Consider the following 22,492-nt stretch of genomic DNA (forward strand, 5'->3'; position numbering starts at 1 on the left):
CGCGCTCAGCGGGCCGCGAACGGCGCGGGGCCGTACAGGCGGACCAGGTGCGCGGCCACCCGGGGCATGGCGTCCAGCAGGGTGTGCGGGTCGCTGAAGTGGTACTCGGTGGCGACCGCGAAGAATTCCTCCGGTGCCTCGGCGGCGTACGGATCGATCAGGCTGTCGCGCCCGGCCTCCAGGTCGGCCACCAGGGCGTCGTACGCACTCTGGAAATCACGCGCCCACTCGCGCTGCCACTCGCGCGGCAGGGGCGGAGTGCCGTCGAGCACGCCGTCCAGCGCGTCCAGCTTGTGGGCGATCTCGTGCGCCGCCACGCAGAACCCGGCGTGCGCATCGGCGCAATCGGCCATCACGTCCGCCCAGGACAAGATCACCGGGCCGGCCTCCCAGGCCTCGCCGATCAACTCGTCGTTCCCTTCGTGCAGCACGCCGGCCGCGTCGACGTGGCTGCGTTCGACCCGGAACGCCTCGGGATAGACGATCAGCTGCGACCAGCCGTGCAGGCCCTGCTCGCCGAATTCGAGCAGCGGAAGGCAGCACAGTGCAGCCAGTGTTGCGCGCTGGGGCTGGTCCAGCGCCAGCCCGGCCACCGGGGTGATCGTCTTGTCGTGCAGGAAGCGCGAGGCCAGCTCGCGCAGGCGCAGTTCGCGCTCATGATCCAGCGCGGCCACCCAGGGAAGCGTGGCGCGGACGTCCGTCCAGAGGCGGTCATCCATCGGCGCAGGCGGGCGCCACCGGCGGAACAAACGATCGATCAAGGCAGTCGCACGCGACAGGAAAAAAGCGCGCGCGCGGAACTCAGCGGCGCGGCGCGAAGCGTCCGCTGATCAGCGGAACATGCCGGGCAGGAAACTGTGCCAGCGGGTCGACTGCGAGCGGCTGACCGGGAGATCGCCGTGGAGGTCCGGGGTCAGCTTGCTCTCGCGTGCCGGCGCCGTGCGGTCACTCGCAGAGCTCGCGGTGGCTTCCGGCTCCGCGCTGTGTCCGGGCGGGCAATCCGCGCCATCGGGCACGCCCATGCTGCCTTCGCCGGCCATCGCCGCAGAGCTCATCAAGGCAATCAACACGATAAAGGGGATTCGGAGCATGGGCACCTCGGTGGGTCGGGCAGGTCCCGGCCAGTCAATGACTATAACGCGAATTGGCTTGACGGCGCTGCCACAACCCCCTATGGGCGGATTATGCTCCGTCCTGGCCGGACCGCGGGCGTCCGGTCGCGCCAGCCCGGCAGGCCAGTCGCGCATAATCGCTGCCATGGTTGCCCCGACCCCTCCTGCAGACACGCGCCACGCTGACATCCAACCCGGGCCCCCGGACGTGGTTGCCGATGAGGTCCGGGCGTTGCTGGTCCGCCTGCTCCGCGGCCCGGTCGCTCCCGACGCTTCGGGCGGTGACGTCGAAGAAATGCGCAGGCACAGCCACACCCTGCGCGAGGCGGGCGTGCCGGTCGGCGAGCAGGCTGACGGCAGGTACGCGCTGACGGAACCGTTCGAGCTGCTCGACAGCGATGCCATCCTGGAGCGTCTGCCAGCGCAGGTGCGGGCGCGGACCGCGTCGCTGGAGCTGGCGTGGGTACTCGATTCCACCAACAGCGAGCTGCAGCGACGTCCCCTCGCCGCGAACGGTGCCGCCAGCGTCCTGCTCGCCGAAGGCCAGAGCGGGGGTCGCGGTCGCCGCGGCAAGGACTGGAGCTCGCCGCTGGGCGCCCACGTGTACCTGTCGCTGGCTCGCACCTTTGGCGCTGGGTGGGCGCGGCTGGGCGGGCTCAGCCTGGCGGCCGGGGTGGCCACCGTCGAGGCGCTGCACGGGCTGGGTTACGACAGGGTGCGGCTGAAATGGCCCAACGACCTGGTGGTGCCGGCGGCGGACAGCAGCCTGCGCAAGCTGGGCGGGCTGCTGGTGGATGGCGGCGGCCATCAGGGCGGACCGGCACGGGCGGTGATCGGCGTCGGGGTGAACGTGCGGATGCCCAATCGCTTCGGCGACCGGATCGAGCAGCCCTGGTGCGACCTCGCCGGGCTGCCGGTGCCGACCCCCTCACGCAGCGCCATCGCGGCGGCGATCATCACCCATTGGGTGTCCGCGCTGGACAGCTTCGAAAGGTCGGGGCTGGGCCCGCTGCTGGCGCGCTATGCCGCCGTTGATGCGATCGCCGGCCAGCCCGTGCGCATCACCAGCGAGGCCGGCTGCGTCGACGGGATCGCCGTCGGCCTGGCAACTGACGGGTCCCTGCGGGTAAGGACGGAGCAGGGGTCCGAGCGCCACTTCCACGCCGGCGAGGTCAGCGTGCGCCGCATCGGTGGCATGACATGAGCCGACAGCGCTGGGTGATGGACCTGGGCAACACGCGGCTGAAGATCGCTCCGCTGGACCTCGACGGCCGCGTTGGTGAGGCGATTGCCCTCGAGCACCGCGGTGCCGATCTCGCCGCGCTGGCGGCGCGGCTGCCGCCGCGGATGGAAGTCGCCTATCTGGCCAGCGTCGCCGATGAAGGTCTGCGGGTCGCGCTGCTGGACCTGCTGGCGGCTCGCTGCCAACGCATTTCGCTGGCGCGAACGCAGCGACGATGGGGCGAGCTGCGCATCGCCTACGCCGATCCCGCGCGGCTGGGGGTCGACCGGTTTCTGGCGATGATCGCAGCACACGACCATGCCAGGGGCACCCACCCGGGCACGCCGGTGCTGGTGTGCGGGGTCGGCACCGCGCTGACCCTGGACCTGATCGACGCCGAGGCACGACACGTCGGCGGGCGCATCGCGCCTTCACCGACCCTGATGCGCCAGGCGCTCAACCAGCAGGTGGCACAGCTGCCGCCCAGCGGCGGCCGCTACGTGGACTTCGCCGTGGACACGCCTGATGCACTGGTTTCCGGATGTGTCGGGGCAGCGCTGGGGCTGATCGAGCGCAGCCTGGCCGATGCCCAGACGCGCCTGGGCGCCGCGCCAATCCTGTATCTGCACGGCGGTGGCGGCGAGGAGCTGCGGGCCTTGCTGCGGCAGGCGCGCTGGTCGCCGCGCCTGGTCCTGGACGGTCTCGCGCAATGGGCCGCGATCGAGAAACCCGCTTGAGTCCGACTGCCGCGCCCGGGCGGCTACAATCGCCGCCATGTTGATACGCGCCCTGGTCATCCTGCTGCTGGTGCTCAACCTGGGCGTTGCGCTGTGGGGCGCGCTGGCGACCGGGTCGACGCCGCCCGCCGCGCCGACCGACAGCCCGCCAGGCGTGGAGCGCCTGCAGCTGGTGACAGACGCCGCCGAGCCGGACGAACCAACGCAAGCCACGGCGCCGAGGATGTCGGTCATCCCCGCCCAGTGCGCCAGTTTCGGTCCCTACGACACGGCCGACATCGCATCCGCGCTGGGCAAGCGCATCCGGTTGGAGGGCCTGGCCGGCAGCGACCCAGGCGCGCAGGTGGTCCAGACCACGGTCCGCGCCGAACCCGGTCGCGCGCCGCGCAGCTGGCGGGTCCTGCTGCCGGCGATGTCCAGCGCCGCCGAGGCCGACGCCGTGGCCCAGCGGATCGTTGCGACCGGCTTCAAGGACTACTACGTCATCCGCGAGGGCGACGACGCGAACGCCATTGCGCTGGGTCTGTTCCGCAACGAGCAGGCCGCGCAGATGCGCGGCGAGACCCTGCGCAAGGCCGGGTTTGACGTCGTCGTCGAGCCGGTGGGAGCAGGCCCGGAAGAACATTGGCTCGTCATCGCCACCGACGCGCCGTTCGACGCCGAAGCCGCCCGCGCGCAACTGGCCGCCGCGCGCACCCAAGCAGTGAGTTGCGACGATCTGGCGCCGCGCGCGGCGACTGCGCACGCGGAACTGGGGGATACTCCCGCGGCGCGCTAGAATTGGCGTTTCGCCGGCTTAGCTCAGTTGGTAGAGCAACCGCCTTGTAAGCGGTAGGTCGTCAGTTCGACTCTGACAGCCGGCACCAAGGCATGGAGGTCCGCATGAAGCGCAGCTATCCCCCCGTATCCCTAATTGGCGCGCCCACCGACGTGGGCGCCGGTCACCAGGGCGGACGCCTGGGGCCGGAAGCGCTGCGGATCGCCGGTCTGGGCGAGGCCCTGCAGGCGCGCGGCGTGGACGTCGTGGATCGCGGCAACCTGGACGGGCCGCGCAATCCGTGGATCGGGCCGGTCGAGGGCTACCGCCACATCGACGAGGTCACCGAGTGGAACCGGCTGGCGATGGAGGCGGTGTATGCCGAGCTGGCTGCAGGCCGCATGCCGGTCCTGCTCGGCGGCGACCATTGCCTGGGCATCGGCTCCGTCACCGCCGTCGCGCGTCACTGCCGGGAGACCGGCAAGAAGCTGCGCCTGCTCTGGCTGGACGCGCACGCGGACTTCAACACCAGTGAGGTCACCCCGTCGGGCAATATCCACGGCATGCCCGTGGCCTGCCTGTGTGGCCTGGGGCCCCGCCAGTTGACCCATCTGGGCGGCAATGCACCGGCGATGGATCCCTCGGCCGTGCGCCAGGTCGGCATCCGCTCGGTGGATGAGGGCGAGAAGCGTCTGGTCAAGGAGTACGGACTGGACGTCTACGACATGCGCTACATCGACGAGGTCGGGATGAAGCAGGTCATGGAGGAGGCGTTGGCCGGAATGGACGATGACACCCACCTGCACGTCAGCTTCGACGTCGACTTCCTCGACCCCAGCGTGGCCCCGGGCGTTGGCACCACCGTGCCGGGCGGGCCGAACTACCGCGAGGCGCAACTGGTGATGGAGATGATCGCCGACAGCGGGCGCATGGCGTCACTGGACATCATGGAGCTCAATCCCATCCTCGACCGCGACAACATGACGGCGCTGGTGGCGGTGGATCTGGTGGAGAGCCTGTTCGGCAAGTCCACGCTGATGCGCGCCTGAACGGGACCCCGCGGTTTTTTCGACCAGCCGCCGCGGTCCACGCTGACTTCACATCCAGTCACGCGATGATGTCGCCAAGGTCGCATTCATGGCGACCGGATCCATACCACCGAGGTGTTCTGGCCATCGTGGTCCGACCCGGCAAAAAGGAGAAAGCGATGAAGCGTGTTATTGCCCTGATGATGGTGTCGATGTTTTCGCTGGGAATGCTGACTGCGTGCAACACCATGGCCGGAGCCGGCCAGGACGTGCAGAAGGCCGGTGAGAAGGTCGAGAAGAAGGCCGAGGACTGCAAGGACGGCCGCTGCTGACAGGCAGTCACCCGAGCCGCCATTGCGCGGATCGCAGGTAACAGGAACAACAAAAGACCGGGGCAACCCGGTTTTTTGTTTCCCACGTTTAAGCCCGAACCCAAGCAGTGTTCAGGTTGATGAAGTCAGCCGTGACGCAGCGATGACCTGCCGTGAACATGCACCGTGCGATCGTGGCTGCGTGGTTAACGAACCGCATTTCCCCACAGATAAACGAGGTTAGACACCATGAACAAGGACATCATTGCCGGCAAGTGGACCCAGGTGAAGGGCAAGGCGAAGGCCAAATGGGGCGACCTGACCGACGACGTGTTCGATGTTGCCGAGGGCAACTCGGAGTATCTGGCGGGCAAGCTGCAGGAGCAGTACGGCTGGACCCGCGAGCGCGCCGAGGAAGAAGTGTCGAACTTCGGTCGCACGCTCGACTGATACCGCAGCGGCGCTGACCCCGACGCATTGGCGTCGCCGGTCGCACTGCAGCGCATACATCGAGAGTCGCATTACGACGGGCCGGGAAACCGGCCCGTTTTCATGTGCGCACCCCGCCCCGACGCCTTACCCGCGTGTGCAATCGGATCGGCCGGGTACACTGGCCCGCCACCAGACCCCCCGTGCACCATGCAGCAGACCCGCGTCCTTACCGGCATCACCACCTCCGGCACTCCGCATCTAGGCAACTACGTCGGCGCGATCCGGCCCGCGGTTGCCAGCAGCCTGCGCGCGGACGTGGAGGCGTTCTATTTCCTCGCCGACTACCACGCCCTCATCAAGGTCCAGGACCCGGCGCGCGTGCAGCGATCCACCCTGGAAATCGCGGCGACGTGGCTGGCCTGCGGCCTGGCGCCGGAGCAGGTCTGGTTCTACCGCCAGTCCGATGTGCCCGAAATAGCGGAGCTGAACTGGCTGCTGACCTGCGTCGCCGGCAAGGGCGTGCTCAACCGCGCGCACGCCTACAAGGCTTCGGTCGACAAGAACCGAGAGGCCGGAGAGGACGATGACGCGGGCATTTCCGCCGGGCTGTTCATGTACCCGGTGCTGATGGCGGCCGACATCCTGCTGTTCAATGCGCACAAGGTGCCGGTGGGACGCGACCAGATCCAGCACATCGAGATGGCGCGCGATTTCGCCCAGCGCTTCAACCATCTATATGGCGGCGCGGGCAACGAGCACTTCGTGCTGCCCGAAGCAGTGATCGAGGAGCAGGTGGCCACCTTGCCGGGCTTGGACGGCCGCAAGATGAGCAAGAGCTACGACAACACCATCCCGCTGTTCTGCCCGCGTCCGGAGCTGAAGAAGCTGATCTATTCGATCGTCACCGACTCGCTGGCGCCCGGTCAGGCCAAGGACGCGGACGCCTCCAACGTCTTCCAGCTCTACCAGGCGTTTGCAGATGCAAGCGAAACCGCATCCATGCGGCAGGCGTTTGCCGACGGCATCGCGTGGGGCGAGGCGAAAGAGGCCCTGTTTGAGCGCATCGACGCGGAGATCGCGCCGCTGCGCGAGAAGTACGAGTCGCTGATGGCCCGGCCCGAAGAGATCGAGGCGATCCTGCGCGATGGCGCTGCGCGCCTGCGCGACACGCTGGCCGCACCGCGCCTGGCCGGACTGCGCGAGGCGGTTGGCCTGCGTCCGCTGTCGCAGGTTCCCGCGGGCGGTTTCTCGTCCACGGCAGAGCCCGGCAAACCGTCTCTGCCGGTGTTCAAGCAGTACCGCGAGGGCGACGGACGGTTCTACTTCAAGCTGATGACCGACGAGCGCGTGTTGCTGCAGAGCGGCGGTTTCGATTCGCCGCGCGATGCCGGCCAGCACATCGCGGTCCTGCGCCGCGACGGTTACGCGCCCGCCGATCCCGCGCTCACGCTGGGCGAAGGCGTTTTTGCCGACGAGGTGCACAGCGCTTTGGCCGCGCTGGCTGCGGAGGATGCGCGCAAGGCGGCGCAGAAGGCAGCGGACGCGCGCTAGATTCTGATGGGCAGATGACCGCGCCGGCCGCGCCGGCCCGGGGAAGTGGGACTCCAACCGTCACCGCACACAGTAGGAAGCCGGGTCGCCCCGGCTTCCTGCGTTACAGCGGTGCCAAAAGCCGGAGCCTTCGGTCAGTTGGGCAGCGCCAGGTCGTCCAGCAGCGCCTTCAGGAACCGCGCGGCCTCGCCACCGGTGGCGGCGCGATGGTCGAAGGTCAGCGAAATCGGCATCCGCCGGTGCACCTCGATGCCACCGATCACCGCGACCACGTCGTGGGAGAGCTTGCCGGCGCCGACAATCGCCACCGTCGGCGGCACCACCACCGGCGTGGCATAGCGGCCGGCGAACATGCCGAAGTTGGACAGGCTGATGGTGTAGCCCGACAGCTCGCTGGCCGGGATCGAACGGTCCTCGACCTGCGCGCGCAGGCGCTTGATCGCCGAACGGATGCCGTTGCCGTCGAGCACGTCCGCGTTGCGCAGGGCGGGCACGAACAGGCCATCGTCGGTGTCCACCGCAATGCCGATGTCGACATGCGGATGCAGCGTGCGCACCAGCTTGTCGCCGTCGAACCAGGCGTTGAGCGCGGGAACTTCCTTGCAGGCATTGCAGATGGCGCGGATAAGGCGCGCGGTGATGTCCTGCTTGCCGATCCAGCCATGCAGGTCGGCGTCATCGACCAGGGTCGTCGGCACGACCTGCGCGTGCGCCGCTGCCATCACGCGGGCCATGTTGCGACGCACGCCCTTGAGCTGTTCGGGCTGGCCGCTGGCGGCGACGCCCGGCGGCTGGGTGCGCATCGGCTTGCCGGCCTGCGACAGGGTGCTGCGCGCGGCAGCGGGGTTGGCGGCGGGTTGTGCAGCCGGCGCGGGGGCTGCGGCTGGCGACTGGCGGACCGGTGCGGCACCCACGGCCGCGCTGCCGTCAGCGGCGGCTTTCTTGACATCGGCCATGGTGACCACGCCGTCGGTGCCGGTGGCGGCCACGCGGCTCAGGTCGACCTTCAGCTTGCGGGCCATGGCGCGCACGGCCGGCATCGCCTTGACGCCACCGGCGGTGCTGGCCTGCTCGCTGCGCACCGCATCGGAGGACTGCATCGCGCCGACCACCGTGCCGCTGTCCGCGCGCGGCGCGCCTTCGGCAGGCGCCTCGCCGTCGGCACTGATCGCGCCGCCGTCGTCGGAGGCGACCACCTTGTCGTCGCGGCCCGGATCCTCGCTGCCCACGCCCTTGCCCGGCGCCGGAGGTCCGTGGCCGTGCCCGGTGTCCTGGCCTGCCGCCCGCTGGGGCAGCGAGGCATCGACCTCGAACTCGACCAGCATCGCGCCGGTATTGACGACGTCGCCGGCCTCACCGGCCAGCTTGAGGATCTTGCCCGACACCGGCGAGGGCAACTCGACCACCGCCTTGGCGGTCTCCATCGATACCAGCGTCTCGTCCAGGCGGATCGTGTCGCCCACCTTGACCGACCATTCCACGATGGTCGCGTCCGGCAGGCCCTCGCCCAGGTCGGGCAGGTAGAACGTGTTCTTGTTGCTCATGGCAGTCCTTCTATGTGCTTGGGCCTATCTGCGTGGGCGCCCGGAGCGCCCGGCATGGCATCGGTGGAATTCTGGCGCGTTGGCTCAGCTGGCCGCCATCGCGCGCCGGGCCGCCTCGACCACCCGCTCAACGCTGGGCAGGTACTTCATCTCCAGGCGGAACAGCGGGATGTGGGTGTCGTAGCCGGTGACGCGCTCGACCGGGGCGACCAGGTCGTACATCGACTCCTCGGCCAGACGCGCGGCGATCTCGGCACCGAAGCCTGCGGTCTTGGGCGCCTCGTGCACGATCACGCAGCGTCCGGTCCGCGACACCGACTCGGCGATCGTCGCGAAGTCCAGCGGTCGCAGGGTGGCGACGTCGATGACCTCGGCGCTGATGCCTTCGGCCTCCAGCTTCTCGGCGGCCTCCAGCGCTTCCTTCACCTGCGCGCCCCAGGTCACCAGGGTCACGTCGGTCCCGTCGCGCAGCACGTAGCAGACGTCCAGCGGCAGGGCCTCGCCGTCGTCGGGCACGACCTCCTTGTACTGGCGGTAGATGCGCTTGGGCTCGAAGAAGATCACCGGGTCGGGCTCGCGGATCGCCGCCAGCAGCATGCCGTAGGCGCGCTGCGGCGATGACGGCATGACCACGCGCAGGCCGGGCACGTTGGTGAAGATCGCCTCGTTGGCCTCGCTGTGGTGCTCCGGCGCACGGATGCCGCCGCCCCAGGGCACGCGCAGCACCATCGGGCAGGTCAGCCGGCCGCGGGTGCGGTAGCGCATGCGCGCGGCGTGGCAGACGATGAAGTCGACCATCGGGTACATGAAGCCGTCGAACTGGGCCTCGGCGATCGGCCGCATGCCCTGGCTGGCCATGCCCACGGTCAGGCCGGCGATGGTGGTCTCGTCCAGTGGCGTATCGATGACGCGGTCGGAACCGAACTTCGCGTGCAGGCCGGCGGTGGCGCGGAACACGCCGCCGTTGACGCCGACGTCCTCGCCCAGCACCACGACGCTGTCATCGGCGCGCAACTCGTAGGCCATCGCCTGGGTCAGCGCCTCGATCAGGGTAATTGCGGCGGGGGCATTGGTGGTGGTGCTCATGCCCGGCCCTCCCGGTCGATGGCTTGTTGGCGCTGTTCCAGCAGGTCCGGCGGTGGATCGGCGTAGAGGTAGTCGAACATCGCCTCGACCGGCTGCACCGGGGTTTCCAGATAGGCGTTGATCTCGATGTCGACCAGGCGGCCGCACTCCTCGATCCACTCCGCCTCCTGCTCCTCCGACCAAAGGCCCTGGTCGGTCAAGTAGGTGCGCAGGCGCAGCATCGGCTCGCGGGTCCAGCCGTCCTTCACCTCGGCCTCGTCGCGGTAGCGGCTGGCGTCATCGGCGGTGGTGTGGTCGTGCAGGCGGTAGGTCATGAACTCGATCACGCTGCCGCCTTCGCCGTTGCGCGCACGCTCGGTGGCCAGGCGCATCGCTTCCAGAACCGCGATCAGGTCGTTGCCGTCCACCTGCAGGCAGTGCAGGCCGCCGGCCAGGCCCTTCTGGGCGAGCGTCTCGGCACCGGTCTGCGCGTGGCGGGGCACCGAGATCGCCCAGCCGTTGTTGATCACGCACAACACCAGCGGCGAGGTGAACGCGCCGGCCGAGTTGAGCGCAGCGTAGAAATCGGTCTTCGACGAGCCGCCATCGCCGCAGCACGCCACGGCAATGCGAGGCTGCTTGCGCAATTTGAACGACAGCGCCGCGCCGGCCGCCATCAGGCACTGGGTCGAGATCGGCACGCACCAGGGGTAGTCGTGCGGCGCGTCGGCGAAGTCGTTGCCACGCTCGTCGCCGCCCCAGTAGAGCAGCACGTCGCGCGGTTTCACCCCGCGCATGAACTGCGCGCCGTACTCGCGGTAGCTGGGGGCGAACACGTCCTCGGGCCGCATCGAGGCGCCGATGCCGACGTGGGTCGCCTCATGGCCCAGGCTGGCGGCATACGTGCCCAGCTTGCCGGTGCGCTGCAGCTTGATCGCCTTGCTGTCGAAGGTCCGCACGAACAGCATCTGCTTGAACAGCGGCACCAGTGTCTTGGGATCGCGGAACGCCTCGGGCAGTTCGCCGACCGGCTTGCCGTCCTCGCCAAGGTATTGCATGTACTTGATTTCAAATGTCGCAGCAACCTTCATTGCTTGATTCCCAGGAGCCCACGAAAGTTGCCCATGATACCGGTCCGGCGTCGAAAGACCGTTGCGCGCTGCCGCAAAAGCCGTCGCGGCGGCGTTTTGATCGGTTAGGCTTGGGAGTTAGCTGAGGAGCGGCCATGACTTCGGACACCAACGAGCGCGCACTGGAAACCGGCATCCACACCGACCTGGCCGGACGGATGAGCTATGGCGGCTACCTGCGCCTGGACCGTCTCCTGGATGCGCAGCAGCCGGTGTCCGATCCGCCCGAGCACGACGAGATGCTGTTCATCGTCCAGCACCAGGTGTCCGAGCTGTGGCTGAAGCTGATCATCCACGAGCTGAAGGCGGCGATCGTGCATCTGCGCGCCGACGACCTGGGCGCCTGCCAGAAGGGATTCGCCCGCTGCAAGCAGGTGCTGCGCCAGTTGACCGAGATGTGGTCGGTGCTGGAAACGCTGACGCCGGCGGACTACATGAAATTCCGCGACACCCTCGGCCCGTCCTCGGGCTTCCAGTCGCTGCAGTACCGCGAGATGGAGTTCCTGCTGGGCAACAAGAACGCCGGCATGCTGCAGGTCTTCGCCCACGACCCGGCCGCCGAGGCCACGCTGCGTGCCGCACTGGAGGGCCCGAGCCTGTACGACGAGGCGCTGCGCTATCTGGCTCGCCACGGCCATGACGTGCCCGCCCACCTGCTGGAGCGGGACTGGACCCGCAGCCACGTCTCTGATCCCGCCTTGCTGCCGGTGCTGGAGCGGATCTACGAGGAGTCCGGCGAAAACTGGCAGGCCTACCATCTGTGTGAGGACCTGGTCGATCTGGAGAGTCAGTTCCAGCTGTGGCGTTTCCGCCACATGCGCACGGTGATGCGGATCATCGGCTTCAAGCGCGGCACCGGCGGCTCGTCCGGCGTGGACTTCCTGAAGAAGGCGCTGGACCTGACCTTCTTCCCGGAGCTGTTCGAGGTGCGGACCCGGATTGGCATGGGGTAACCCCCATTCAGCCATCAGCGCGGTTGACGCACCCGCGCGCCGTGGTTAAACCTAGTCGCTTCGTCCGGCGACCTGCCGGACCGATCCGCCCGTACTGACTGCCGCGCAGCGGTAGGGCATTTCCAGACAGGCGGCCGTCACGGCGTCGACCACTTCCCGGGGAGAAGCAACAGCAGTGGCCAGCCATCCAGGTTCCAACATCGAGGAAAAGACCTTCCTCGGCCATCCGCGCGGTCTGTTCGTCCTGTTCTTCGCCGAGATGTGGGAGCGCTTCTCCTACTACGGCATGCGCGCGATCCTGATCTTCTACCTGCTGCAGCACTGGCTGTTCGCCGAAGAGAAGGCCTACGTCATCTATGGCGCCTACACCGCGCTGGTGTACATCACGCCGGTGGTGGGCGGCTACATCGCCGATCGCTGGCTGGGGCAACGCAAGGCGGTCCAGTTCGGCGCGATCCTGCTGGTGATCGGCCATGGCCTGATGGCCTACGAAGGCCCCGGTCCGGCGTCGGGCATCAGCGCCGAGCAGATCCAGTCGTCGCTGCACATCGACATTTTCTGGCTGGCGCTGGCTTTCATCATCATGGGCGTGGGCTTCCTGAAGGCCAACATCTCGGTGCTGGTGGGGCAGCTGTACCGCCAGGGTGATGCGCGGCGCGATCCGGCGTTCACGATTTTCTACATGGGCATCAACCTGGGTGCCGCGCTGGGCTCGCTGCTGGTCAGCTACCTGGGCATGAGCCCGGACTGGGGCTGGAGCTGGGGCTTCGGCGCAGCCGGCGTCGGCATGCTGCTGGGACTGCTGGTGTTCGTGCTCGGCCGGCCGTACCTGAAAGGCAACGGCGAAGCGCCGGACGCCGCGATGCTCAAGCGCCGCAGCGTGGTTGGCCTGTCCAACGAGTGGGCGATCTACCTGGCGTCGCTGGGCGGCGTGGTGCTGGTGTGGTTCCTGGTCCAGTACCAGTCGGTGGTCGGTGGCCTGCTGGGTGCGACCGGCGCGGTGGTGGTCATCTGGCTGCTCTACAACGTCGTGGCCAAGCTGGACAAGATCGCGCGTGACCGCATCCTGGCGGCGATGTTCCTGATCGGCCTGCAGCCGCTGTTCTGGGCGCTGTTTGAACAGGCCGGTTCGTCGCTGAACGTGTTCACCGACCGCCATGTCGATCGCGTGCTGTTCGGCTGGACGGTGCCTGCGGGCATGTTCCAGTCGATCAACTCGATCTACATCATCACCCTGGCGCCGATCTTCGCCTGGCTGTGGACCTGGCTGGCGCGACGCGGCCTGGAGCCGTCCACGCCGGCCAAGTTCGGCCTCGGCCTGGTCCAGCTGGGCGGTGGTTTTCTGGTGCTGGTCGCCGGCGCCGCGGCGGTCGGGACGGACAACATGACCCCGGTGATCTTCATCTTCCTGATCTACCTGCTGCACACGATGGGTGAGCTGTGCCTGTCGCCGGTGGGCCTGTCGGCGATGACCAAGCTGGCGCCCGCGAGCATGCTGAGCCTGATGATGGGCACGTGGTTCCTGTCCAGCGCGGCGGGCAACTTCATCGCCGGCCTGATTGCCAGCGCGACCGGAGGCGCAGGCGAGGAGGACCTCACCGACGCCGCGCCGGTGCTGTCGGTGTACGCCACCATTGGCTGGGTCGCGATCGGCGTGGGCGTGGCGGTGATCGTGATCTCGCCGCTGGTCCGGCGCCTGATGCACGAAGGGATGGACAGCAACGGCGTGGACTACGCGCTGGCGGGCCAGAACGAAATCGGCGAGCCCGCAGCAGCGGGTACCCATCCCGAGCGCGAGCAGAAGTAAGGCGCCACGTGGAAGCAGCCCGGGCCGTCGGCAACGATGGCGGACCGGGCAGTCAGGACGGCGGCCTTCGGGTCGCCGTCCTGCGTTGGGGCGGTGCTACTTCGCGGCGCCGGACGCCCGGTCGGACGCCGGTTCCGGGTCTGCATCGGGCTCGGCCTCGGACTCAGCCTCAGCCTCGGCTTCGATGTCGAGGGCGTCGAGGCGGTCCAGCAGCGCGAACAGCCGGTCCAGCTGGGCCGGGCCGATGTCGCCGAACAGTCGCTGCTCGAACGCCAGCGCCATCGGCGCGACTTCGTCATACACCGCGTGCCCGGCCTCGCTCAGGCGCAGCACGGAGCGTCGGCGGTCGTCGGCGTGGGGACTTCGCTGCAGCCACTCGGCATCGATCAGGCGGGCGACCGCGCGGCTGACGGCGACCTTGTCCATCGCGGTGCGCCCGGTGACCTCGCTGGCGGACAGATCCGGGTAGCGGCCCAGCACCGCCATCACCCGCCATTCGGTCATCCCCAGCGAGAAGCGCTCGGCGTAGAGCCGCGCAATCGCGGCGCTGAGCCGGTTGGACAACACCGACAGGCGATAGGGGAGAAAGCGCTCCAGTTCGAGCTGCGCGGGTCCGGGACGCTCGCTGTTCATGCTGCATCGCACCTTGCATATGGTTTCATATGAAACTATAACGCTGTTATCCGGCGCAGGTGCAATCCCGCCCAGCCGCCCGTCCCCCAGGAGTCCCCATGAGCGCACAGCCCAACCTCGGCATGCAGGTCACCACGTTTGAAAACCCGCTGGGTATCGACGGCTTCGAGTTCGTCGAGTTCGCCGCGCCGCAGGGCCAGGGCGAGATGCTGCACGACTACTTCCGAAAGCTCGGCTTCACCGCCGTGATGCAGCACAAGACCCGGCCGATCACCCTGTACCGCCAGGGCGGCGTCAACCTGCTGGTGAATGACGATCCCGACAGCTTCGCCGCCGACTTCGCCAAGGCGCACGGCCCCAGCGCCACCGGGTTTGCGATCCGCTTCAAGCAGCCCGCCGACCACGTGTATGCGACGGTGCTGGGCAACGGCGGAGAGGCGATCACCGACAAGGCCGACAGCAAGGCGATCGATGCGCCGGTGATCAAGGGCATCGGTGATTGCATGCTGTACCTGGTCGATCAGTACGGCGCGAAGGGCAGCGCCTACACCGACTTCCTGCCGGTGCAGGGCGCGGACCAGAACCCGGTCGGGTTCGGCCTGACCTTCATCGACCACCTGACCCACAACCTGTACTTCGGCAACATGGCCAAGTGGTCGGAGTACTACGAGAAGCTGTTCAACTTCCGCGAGATCCGCTATTTCGACATCAAGGGCGCCAAGACCGGCCTGGTGTCGAAGGCGATGACCGCGCCGGACGGCATCGTGCGCATCCCGCTGAACGAGTCCAACGACCCCAAGAGCCAGATCAACGAGTACTTGGACGCGTACAAGGGCGAGGGCATCCAGCACATCGCCTGCTTCACCGATGACATCTACGGGACGGTGGAGAAGATGCGCGAGGCCGGCGTCGAGTTCCTTGACACGCCCGATGCCTACTTCGAGGTGATCGACCAGCGCATTCCCAACCACGGCGAGGACGTCCCGCGCCTGGCCCGCAACAAGATCCTGATCGACGCCGATCCGGAGACCAAGCAGCGCAAGCTGCTGCAGATCTTCACCACCAATGCGATCGGACCGATCTTCTTCGAGATCATCCAGCGCAAGGGCAACGAGGGCTTCGGCGAAGGCAACTTCCAGGCGCTGTTCGAGAGCATCGAGCGCGACCAGATGAAGCGCGGCGTGCTCTGATCGCGCGGCGGTAGCGGTTCCCCGTGGCCGGCGTTGCGCCGGTCGCGGTTCGGCATCTAAGGCGGCGCGGTGCGTCGTCGTCACATCGGGTGAGGAGCGGAGCGTGCACGGAAACGGATACATGAGCGGCTTCGGTAACGAGTTCGCCACGCAGGCACTGCCGGGCACGCTGCCGGAGGGGCGCAACTCGCCGCAGAAGGTCGCGCACGGGCTCTACGCCGAGCAGCTGACCGGCACGGCGTTCACCGCGCCTCGGCATGCCAACCGGCGCAGCTGGCTGTACCGGATCCGCCCGGCGGCGATGCACGGGGCCTTCTCGCCGTTCGAGCAGCCGCGCTTCCACAACGACTTCCAGTCCGGCCCGGTCACCCCCGACCAGCTGCGCTGGGACCCGCTGCCGATGCCCGAAGCGCCCACCGACTTCGTCGATGGCCTGTTCACCATGGCCGGCAACGGCTCGGCCGAGGGGCAGGCCGGCATCGGCATCCACCTGTACGCGGCGACCCGGTCGATGCAGGACCGCTTTTTCTACAACGCCGACGGCGAGCTGCTGATCGTTCCCCAGCTCGGTCGCCTGCGCATCGCCACCGAGCTGGGCGTGCTGGAGGTCGAGCCGCAGGAGATCGCGCTGATCCCGCGCGGCGTGCGTTTCCGGGTCGAGCTGCTCGACGGGACCGCCCGCGGCTACGTGTGCGAGAACTTCGGCGCGATGTTCCGGCTGCCCGATCTGGGCCCGATCGGCAGCAACGGCCTGGCCAACCCGCGCGACTTCCTGATCCCCGAGGCCGCATTCGAAGACATCGATGCGCCAAAGGACAAGGCGTTCGAGCTGGTTGGCAAGTTCCAGGGCCATCTGTGGCGCGCCGACATCGGCCATTCGCCGCTGGACGTGGTCGGCTGGCACGGCAACTACGCCCCATGCAAATACGACCTGCGCCGCTTCAACACGATCGGCACGATCAGCTACGACCACCCGGATCCGAGCATCTTCCTGGTGCTGCACTCGCCCAGCGACACGCCAGGCACCAGCAACATCGATTTCGCGATCTTCCCGCCGCGCTGGCTGGTGGCCCAGGACACGTTCCGGCCACCGTGGTTCCACCGCAACATTGCCAGCGAGTACATGGGCCTGATCCACGGCGCGTACGACGCCAAGGCCGAGGGTTTTGTCCCCGGCGGCAGTTCGCTGCACAACTCGATGACCGGGCACGGACCGGACGCGGCGACCTTCGACAAGGCGTCCAAAGCCGACCTGTCCAGGCCGGACGTCATCAGCGGGACGATGGCCTTCATGTTCGAGACGCGCGCGGTGATCCGGCCGACGACGCAGGCGCTGGCGGCCAGGCATCGGCAGCGCGATTACCAGGCGTGCTGGGCGGGTCTGGAAAAGCACTTCACCGGCTAGGCTGCCGAAAAGGGTGCGTGCCTGCGGTGTGATGCGGCAGGGACCTCTCGCTGCGTTCACATCGACGCGCTAGCCTCCCCGGCATTGCCGACGGGAGAATGGAATGCGTGTCTATCGATGGTCAAACGCCGTGTCACTGGCGCTCGTTCTTGCGCTGACGGGGTGCAACGCGCCTTCGCCCGGCGCTGCAGCCAGTGGCGTTGCCGGTGACAGCACCAGCACCGATGCAGCCGACCCCGGCGCGATCGACCAGCCCTACGAGGATGTGCCTCCGGCAACCGCGCCGCCGGGCAGCGCGATGCCCGGACAGGGCGCGGCGACGGACAGCCTGGCGCACTGGGACGGATTCGGCGAGGCCCAGTTCGGGATGGACGACGAGCAGGTGAAACTGGTCTGGCCCGGAGAGCTTGTCGGCACACCGGCGGACCACTCGCAGTGCTACCACCTCAGTCCGGCCGGCCAGAGCGATATTTCCCGCTTCGCGATGATGTTCGAGGACGGGACCTTCGTGCGCTACTCGGTGAGCGCCGACGACCTCGTCGCCCCGGGCGGCGGCAAGCGCGGCATGGACACCGCGCGGATCGACGCGCTGTATCCCGGTCGGGTGACCTCGTCGGGGCACAAATACGTCCCCGACGGCCACTATCTGCGCATCACTGAAGATGGCGGTCCGCACGTCCTGATCTTTGAGACCGATGGCGGCGGGAACGTCACCGAATGGCGGGTCGGCCTGCCGCCGCAGGTCGACTACGTCGAAGGCTGCAGCTGAAGCAGGCACCACGCCACGCTGCGCGCCGAAGGCTGGCGCCGGCGCGGCGTCATCCTCCAGCGCGACCCGGATCGCCTGACGCCCTGTCGGCCGCCGTCCACGCGCGCAGGCCGTTCACCGCGAGCGCAACAAACACCAGATACAGCGCGGCGGTGACGTTGAGCGACTTGATCACGTACATGCCCACGTAGACGACGTCCACAGCAATCCACAGCCACCACGCAGCGGCGTGGCGCCGCGCTTGCCACCACTGCGCGACCAGGCTGAGCGCCGCCAGCATCGCGTCCAGCCACGGCAGGGCGGCGTCGGTGAAGTGGTGCATCGCCGCGCCCAGGGCGATGCCGAAGGCGACGCCCAGGCCGAGGTCGCGGATGGCGTGCGGGCGGGCCAGCGACGCGATGATGATCCGACCATCGGGTTGCGCCTGGTGGTGCCAATGCCACCAGCCGTACAACAGGAAACCGGCGAACGCGATCTGCAGCAGCGCATCGGAGTACAGCCGGGCGCCGGCGAACACCAGCGCGTACAGCACGACCGAGATCACGCCCACCGGCCAGGCCAGCATCCGCCGCTGCGCCATCAGCCAGACGCCCAGGATGCTGAAGGCGACCGCCGACCACTCCAGCACGCTCGCGCTCATAGGGCGAAGGTCACCGACAGCCGCAGCTGGCGTGGGGCGCCGGGGAACAGGTAGTAATCACCCGAGCTGCTGCCGGTGTCACGCCAGTAGAAGCGATTGAAGACGTTGTCCACCGAGAGGTTCCAGCTGACGGCGCGGTCGGCCATCCGGTGCTGGAACCGCAGTCCGGCGTCGACGACGCTGTAGGCCGGTGCGCGCGTGCGGCCGTCGGCGGTGGCCACGTTGGCCGAGGCATAGCGCCAACCGCCAGCGACACTCAGGCCGGGAGCGAACGGCAACTGGTAATCGGCATGCACGCTGGCGCGCGTCTTTGGCACGTTGATCAGTTGATGGCCCTGGTAGGCCGCGGTGCCGGTGTCGTTCGCCCGTGCCTCCAGCACCGCGGCACTGGCGGACACCTGCAGACGTTCGCTGAGCTGCCCGTCGGCGGTCAGTTCCAGTCCGGTATGAACCTGCCGGCCCGCCTCGACAAACGTAAACCCCGCGTCGCTGCCGTCGGGCATGGCGTACTGGAACGGCCGGGTGATGCGGAACAGGGCAGCGCCGACGCTCAGCGCGTCCGAGGCCGCGAACTTGGCGCCCACTTCGACCTGGCGCGACAGCACCGACGGCAGGAAGGCCCCGTCATTGGAGGTCCAGAACGGGGCTTCTTCGCCGAGCGACAGTCCGGCCACGTAGCTGGCGTACGCGCTGGTGTGGGCGGTGGCATTCCAGATCAGTGCGGTCTGGGGCAGGAAGCGCGACAGCGTGTCGTTGCGCTCCGGCGCGCCGCGCTTGCTGTAGCTGCGCTCGTCCAAGCGCACGTAGCGGCCGCCGGCCAGCCACTGCCAATCATCGCCGAAGCTGATGCGGTCCAGCGCGAAGGCGGCTGTCTGCCGGCTGTCCAGGCGTCGCACCAGCGGACCGGGCATCAGCTCGGAGGGCAGGAACTGCGGGACCTGCGCGTCGTGGATGTTGCCCGTGCCGACGTAGGCGTTGACGTTGCGGTGCCTGTCCACGGTGCGATCGAACGCGTCGACCCCGACGGTCAGTTCATGGCCGATGGCGCCGGTGGCGAACCGGCCCCTGAGCTCGGCGCGCAGCTCGCGGTTGCGACGGGTGTCGTCCGGGCTGCGGTAATCGTAGATGTCGTAGTCGCCGTTGGGCGCAAACGCATTGCCGGGCACGCTGCCGTCGGCGCATTGCGGAGCGTAGTAACAGCCGTAGGCAAAGGCGACGCTGTCGTCGATCACCGTCCGGCTGTGGCTGGCGGCCACGCGTGACTGCCACTCCGGGCTGAGATCGTAGGTGTGCTGCACGGTGATGTTGGTGCTGTCGATCCCGACCGGCTGCTGCCACGCCTGGTAGCCGAGCATGTGGGTGCGGTCGACCCTGCCGGGCAGCGCCACCCCGCCCAGCAGCTGGTAGCCGGAGGCGGAGCGCTGCGTGCTGGTCTGGTAGTTGGCATCGACCTCCAGCTTGCTGCGCTCGCCGATCAGCCAGTCGGCGGCCAGCGAATAGAAGTTGCGCCGGCCATCGGCGTGCTCGATATAGGAGGCGCTGTCGTCCCAGGCCGCATTGACGCGCACGCCCAGCCGCGGCGTCAGCCAGTGGCCGACATCCACGGCGGCATAGCGCGACCCTTCCTCGTCCGTGCCAACGGTCAGCGTGCGGACCTGGGCGGGCCGTTTGCCGACGTAGTTGATGATGCCGCCGGGCGCCATGACGCCGGCCGCCAGTCCCGCCGCGCCCTTGAGGATCTCCACGCGCTGGATGTTTTCCAGGGCAAGGCGTTGCTCACCGGCGATGGCCAGGCCATTGAAGCGGTAGCCGGTGCCGGTATCCAGCGCAAACCCGCGGATCGCAACATTCTGGTAGTAGCCGACCGGGGCGTAGCTGTCGCCCATCGACGCGTCGTTGCGGGCCAGTTCGGACAGCGTGCGGACCTGGCGCCTGTCGAGCAGTTCACGGTCCAGCACCCGGGCCGACGCCGGGGTGTCCTTCCAGTCGCCAGCGCCAAAGCTGCTGGACTGGACCGCCTGCGGGGCCGATTTCTCCGCCACGACGCGTACCGTGGCGAGTTCGGTCGGGGAGGGATCGCTCGCGTCTTCCGCGGCATCCTGCGCGTACAGGGGGAACGCTGCGCACAGGGCGGCGCTCAACAGGGAGATGGGGTAGTAGCGGTTCATTCGATTCGTCATCAGCCAAGGGAGACGAAGCGAAGGCGCACAGGCCCACCGGGCCACGAAGGCGGTGTGCCTGCTGCTCAAAGCTCCCTACGCCGGTGCAAACCGGATCAGGTTCCAAGGGACTCTCTCAGCCTGTCGTCCAGGCACCCCCGCTTCAGCGCGTATTAGACCACAGCCGCCACCGGTTGGCCCGTCGCCGGTCAGGCGGCGGCGTGCACGGCATCGAGCAGGGCTCGCCCGTCGCGGCTGGCGAACCACTGTGCATGACCGAGCAGGAAACCGTGGTAGGCCGCGTCGGCGTTGGCGCTCGAGCCGGTGACGCCGTGGAAATATTCCACTTCCGACAACGCAAAATCGACGTGCACCAGCGGCAGCAGGTCAGCCAGCAGGTGCACCCGCGGCGCCGGCAGCGGCAGCACTTCGCGGTAGCCGTCGAGCAGGGCAAGCGCCGTCCCGGCGTGCACTGCCTGCGCCCCCTGCTCGAGCGACAGCCAGGCGATCGCGTTGCGCTCGATGGCGGTGGCGAGGTCGAACAATGCGCTGGTCGGGGAGGCCAGGCCGAAGTCGAACACGGTGTCCACCACCATCCGGCCGCCATCGTGGCGCCAGAGCAGGTTGGACGCGTGCCAGTCGTTGTGGGCCCACAGCCGTGGCTCGGCCTGCAGGCGTTCGGCCATGCCGGCGTGCCAGGGCAGCACGCTCTGGCGCAGGTCGCGATGCCAGGATTGGCGCTGCAGGTAGGCCGCCAGCGCCGGGCGCTCGGCGAGGTCGCGTTCGAGCATCGCGATCGGATCGGAGGAGCGGATCAGGTCGTCGCGGGCCACCAGCAGGTGGGTGCTGCGTTGCGGTGCGCGGTAACCGGCCGATGCCCGGTGCAGCACCGCCAGCATCCGGCCCGCGTCGCGTGCCTGGCCGAGGTCGACCAGGGGCGTCCATGAGGGCGCATCGCGGTACAGGTCGATCCCCTCGCCCACCGCGTGCAGTTCCCAGGTCCAGTCGCCCTGTTCGAGCGCACTGGCGCCATCGCGATCGTGCAACACGCGCACCACCGGCGCCCCGGCCCCGGCAAGGTGGGCGATGAAGCGGTGCTCCTCCATCAGGCATGCCGCGGTGCGCACGCTGCGGTGATGGCGCTTGAGGAAAACCGGCCCGGAGCCTGTCTGCACGATGGCCGCCGCCGACAACGGGCGCGGACTGTGCCACGACACGGGGGCGTCGCCTTCCAGTTGCGGGAAGCAACCGCGCAGCCACCCGATTTCGGCATCGCTGATGGCGGGCCAATCGGCCGGCACCTCATCGTTGTGGAAACCCTGGACGCGGTGCTCCAGCGGGCTCATCGGCGGCAGCTCGCGGCGCGCACGGTCGCTCAGTGGGTCTCGTCGGGCGCGCCGTCGGGGCGCGGCGGCACATGGGTGTCCTCGGCACTGCCCGGCAGTCGCGGGCGTTCATCCAGACGCAGTGACAGGCCCGCCTTGGCCAGCAGGTGCGCGCTGATCGGCGCGGTGAGCAGCAGGAAGGCGGTGATCAGCAACTCGCGCGGTTGCGGGTCGGTGCCGCTGAAGGCGTGATAGCCGACCGAGGCCACCAGCATGCAACCCACGCCGAGCGTGCTGGCCTTGGTCGGCCCATGCAGGCGTTTGAAGAACTCCGACAGCCGGATCAGGCTGAAGGCGCCGATCAGGGTGAAGAAGCTGCCCGTCGCCAGAAGGGCGATCAGCAGCACTTCGAAAACGATGTCGATCGTGGCGCTCATTCCACGATGTCCCGGCGCAGCACGTACTTGCACAGGACCACGGTGCTGACAAAGCCCAGCATCGCGATGATCAGCGCGGCCTCGAAATAGACCGGGGTCTGCAGGTGAATGCCGAACAGCACCAGCTGCGCGATGGCGGTCACGCTGAGCGTGTCCAGGGCAAGGATGCGGTCGGGCACCGTCGGCCCGCGCAGCAGGCGCCACAGCGCCATCAGCATCGCGATGCCGACGACGGCCATGGACCCGAGCACGGCGGCATCCAGCACGCTGGTACCCATGATGTGG

At 68.4% G+C, this 22,492-nt stretch carries 23 protein-coding genes, 1 tRNA gene and 1 riboswitch; of the genes, 13 read left to right on the forward strand and 11 right to left on the reverse strand.

The window, feature by feature from the left end; genetic code table 11:
• Positions 1–5: 5 nt before the first annotated feature.
• Entirely contained in the window at positions 6–719 is a 714-nt protein-coding gene (locus INQ41_RS01560; RefSeq protein ID WP_193985636.1) for a M90 family metallopeptidase, read from the reverse strand.
• Between the two features lie 111 nt (positions 720–830).
• On the reverse strand, positions 831–1,091 hold the full coding sequence (locus tag INQ41_RS01565; protein ID WP_193985638.1) for a hypothetical protein: 261 nt from the start codon (positions 1,089–1,091) through the stop codon (positions 831–833).
• Positions 1,092–1,257: 166 nt separating this feature from the next.
• On the opposite strand from INQ41_RS01565, the gene INQ41_RS01570 reads away from it, so the two are divergent.
• The 8 genes from INQ41_RS01570 (at position 1,258) to INQ41_RS01605 (ending at position 7,150) form a co-directional block, all read left to right on the forward strand.
• Positions 1,258–2,316 carry a biotin--[acetyl-CoA-carboxylase] ligase gene (locus INQ41_RS01570; protein ID WP_193985640.1) on the forward strand — a complete coding sequence of 353 codons (1,059 nt, stop codon included), beginning with the start codon at positions 1,258–1,260 and terminating at the stop codon, positions 2,314–2,316.
• Positions 2,313–3,071 carry a type III pantothenate kinase gene (locus INQ41_RS01575; protein WP_193985642.1) on the forward strand — a complete coding sequence of 253 codons (759 nt, stop codon included), beginning with the start codon at positions 2,313–2,315 and terminating at the stop codon, positions 3,069–3,071. Before INQ41_RS01570 ends, INQ41_RS01575 begins: the two co-directional genes overlap by 4 nt.
• A 37-nt stretch (positions 3,072–3,108) precedes the next feature.
• The gene (locus INQ41_RS01580; protein WP_193985644.1) at positions 3,109–3,849 is read left to right on the forward strand and encodes an SPOR domain-containing protein; all 741 of its coding nucleotides are present in this window, start codon (positions 3,109–3,111) and stop codon (positions 3,847–3,849) included.
• Between the two features lie 12 nt (positions 3,850–3,861).
• Positions 3,862–3,937: transfer RNA gene (locus INQ41_RS01585), tRNA-Thr, on the forward strand.
• 16 nt (positions 3,938–3,953) lie between these two features.
• Positions 3,954–4,877: an arginase gene (rocF, locus tag INQ41_RS01590; RefSeq protein WP_193985646.1), complete on the forward strand. Its 924-nt coding sequence runs from the start codon at positions 3,954–3,956 to the stop codon at positions 4,875–4,877.
• 158 nt (positions 4,878–5,035) lie between these two features.
• Positions 5,036–5,188, forward strand: a complete 153-nt coding sequence (locus INQ41_RS01595) for an entericidin A/B family lipoprotein (RefSeq protein ID WP_043959166.1) — start codon at positions 5,036–5,038, stop codon at positions 5,186–5,188.
• 228 nt (positions 5,189–5,416) lie between these two features.
• Positions 5,417–5,617, forward strand: a complete 201-nt coding sequence (locus INQ41_RS01600; protein WP_193985648.1) for a CsbD family protein — start codon at positions 5,417–5,419, stop codon at positions 5,615–5,617.
• 189 nt (positions 5,618–5,806) lie between these two features.
• Positions 5,807–7,150: a tryptophan--tRNA ligase gene (locus INQ41_RS01605; RefSeq protein WP_193985650.1), complete on the forward strand. Its 1,344-nt coding sequence runs from the start codon at positions 5,807–5,809 to the stop codon at positions 7,148–7,150.
• 134 nt (positions 7,151–7,284) lie between these two features.
• Here the strand turns inward: INQ41_RS01605 and INQ41_RS01610 are convergent, their stop codons facing one another.
• The 3 genes from INQ41_RS01610 to pdhA all read right to left on the reverse strand — a co-directional run bounded on the left by INQ41_RS01610 (position 7,285) and on the right by pdhA (position 10,850).
• The gene (locus tag INQ41_RS01610) at positions 7,285–8,694 is read right to left on the reverse strand and encodes a dihydrolipoamide acetyltransferase family protein (protein WP_193985652.1); all 1,410 of its coding nucleotides are present in this window, start codon (positions 8,692–8,694) and stop codon (positions 7,285–7,287) included.
• Positions 8,695–8,778: 84 nt separating this feature from the next.
• The gene (locus INQ41_RS01615) at positions 8,779–9,780 is read right to left on the reverse strand and encodes an alpha-ketoacid dehydrogenase subunit beta (protein ID WP_193985653.1); all 1,002 of its coding nucleotides are present in this window, start codon (positions 9,778–9,780) and stop codon (positions 8,779–8,781) included.
• Entirely contained in the window at positions 9,777–10,850 is a 1,074-nt protein-coding gene (pdhA, locus tag INQ41_RS01620) for a pyruvate dehydrogenase (acetyl-transferring) E1 component subunit alpha (RefSeq protein ID WP_193985655.1), read from the reverse strand. The genes INQ41_RS01615 and pdhA overlap by 4 nt, the downstream gene beginning before the upstream one ends.
• A 134-nt stretch (positions 10,851–10,984) precedes the next feature.
• On the opposite strand from pdhA, the gene INQ41_RS01625 reads away from it, so the two are divergent.
• Entirely contained in the window at positions 10,985–11,842 is an 858-nt protein-coding gene (locus INQ41_RS01625) for a tryptophan 2,3-dioxygenase (RefSeq protein ID WP_193985657.1), read from the forward strand.
• Positions 11,843–12,017: 175 nt separating this feature from the next.
• Entirely contained in the window at positions 12,018–13,649 is a 1,632-nt protein-coding gene (locus INQ41_RS01630; protein WP_193985659.1) for a peptide MFS transporter, read from the forward strand.
• A gap of 96 nt (positions 13,650–13,745) precedes the next feature.
• Here the strand turns inward: INQ41_RS01630 and INQ41_RS01635 are convergent, their stop codons facing one another.
• Positions 13,746–14,282, reverse strand: coding sequence for a MarR family winged helix-turn-helix transcriptional regulator (locus INQ41_RS01635; RefSeq protein WP_193985660.1), 537 nt, complete (start codon positions 14,280–14,282; stop codon positions 13,746–13,748).
• A gap of 98 nt (positions 14,283–14,380) precedes the next feature.
• Between INQ41_RS01635 and hppD the strand changes: the two genes are divergently transcribed.
• The 3 genes from hppD to INQ41_RS01650 all read left to right on the forward strand — a co-directional run bounded on the left by hppD (position 14,381) and on the right by INQ41_RS01650 (position 17,646).
• Positions 14,381–15,472 carry a 4-hydroxyphenylpyruvate dioxygenase gene (gene hppD, locus INQ41_RS01640; RefSeq protein ID WP_193985662.1) on the forward strand — a complete coding sequence of 364 codons (1,092 nt, stop codon included), beginning with the start codon at positions 14,381–14,383 and terminating at the stop codon, positions 15,470–15,472.
• 121 nt (positions 15,473–15,593) lie between these two features.
• The gene (gene hmgA / locus INQ41_RS01645; RefSeq protein WP_193985664.1) at positions 15,594–16,877 is read left to right on the forward strand and encodes a homogentisate 1,2-dioxygenase; all 1,284 of its coding nucleotides are present in this window, start codon (positions 15,594–15,596) and stop codon (positions 16,875–16,877) included.
• A gap of 103 nt (positions 16,878–16,980) precedes the next feature.
• Entirely contained in the window at positions 16,981–17,646 is a 666-nt protein-coding gene (locus tag INQ41_RS01650; RefSeq protein ID WP_228076662.1) for a lectin, read from the forward strand.
• Positions 17,647–17,695: 49 nt separating this feature from the next.
• Here INQ41_RS01650 and pnuC read toward each other — a convergent pair whose 3' ends face one another.
• From pnuC to INQ41_RS01675, 5 genes are all read right to left on the reverse strand, one after another.
• Positions 17,696–18,286: a nicotinamide riboside transporter PnuC gene (gene pnuC, locus INQ41_RS01655; RefSeq protein ID WP_193985666.1), complete on the reverse strand. Its 591-nt coding sequence runs from the start codon at positions 18,284–18,286 to the stop codon at positions 17,696–17,698.
• Positions 18,283–20,454, reverse strand: a complete 2,172-nt coding sequence (locus INQ41_RS01660) for a TonB-dependent siderophore receptor (protein WP_193985668.1) — start codon at positions 20,452–20,454, stop codon at positions 18,283–18,285. The genes pnuC and INQ41_RS01660 overlap by 4 nt, the downstream gene beginning before the upstream one ends.
• Positions 20,455–20,521: 67 nt before the next feature.
• Positions 20,522–20,615, reverse strand: a riboswitch (TPP riboswitch).
• Positions 20,616–20,654: 39 nt separating this feature from the next.
• Positions 20,655–21,791: a phosphotransferase enzyme family protein gene (locus INQ41_RS01665; RefSeq protein ID WP_193985669.1), complete on the reverse strand. Its 1,137-nt coding sequence runs from the start codon at positions 21,789–21,791 to the stop codon at positions 20,655–20,657.
• Between the two features lie 29 nt (positions 21,792–21,820).
• A complete protein-coding gene (locus INQ41_RS01670) occupies positions 21,821–22,207 on the reverse strand; it encodes a Na+/H+ antiporter subunit G (protein WP_407074243.1) in 387 nt (128 codons plus the stop codon).
• A complete protein-coding gene (locus INQ41_RS01675) occupies positions 22,204–22,485 on the reverse strand; it encodes a K+/H+ antiporter subunit F (protein WP_193987150.1) in 282 nt (93 codons plus the stop codon). Before INQ41_RS01675 ends, INQ41_RS01670 begins: the two co-directional genes overlap by 4 nt.
• Positions 22,486–22,492 lie beyond the last annotated feature (7 nt).

The organism is Lysobacter ciconiae (genome assembly GCF_015209725.1).
GTDB lineage: Bacteria > Pseudomonadota > Gammaproteobacteria > Xanthomonadales > Xanthomonadaceae > Novilysobacter > Novilysobacter ciconiae.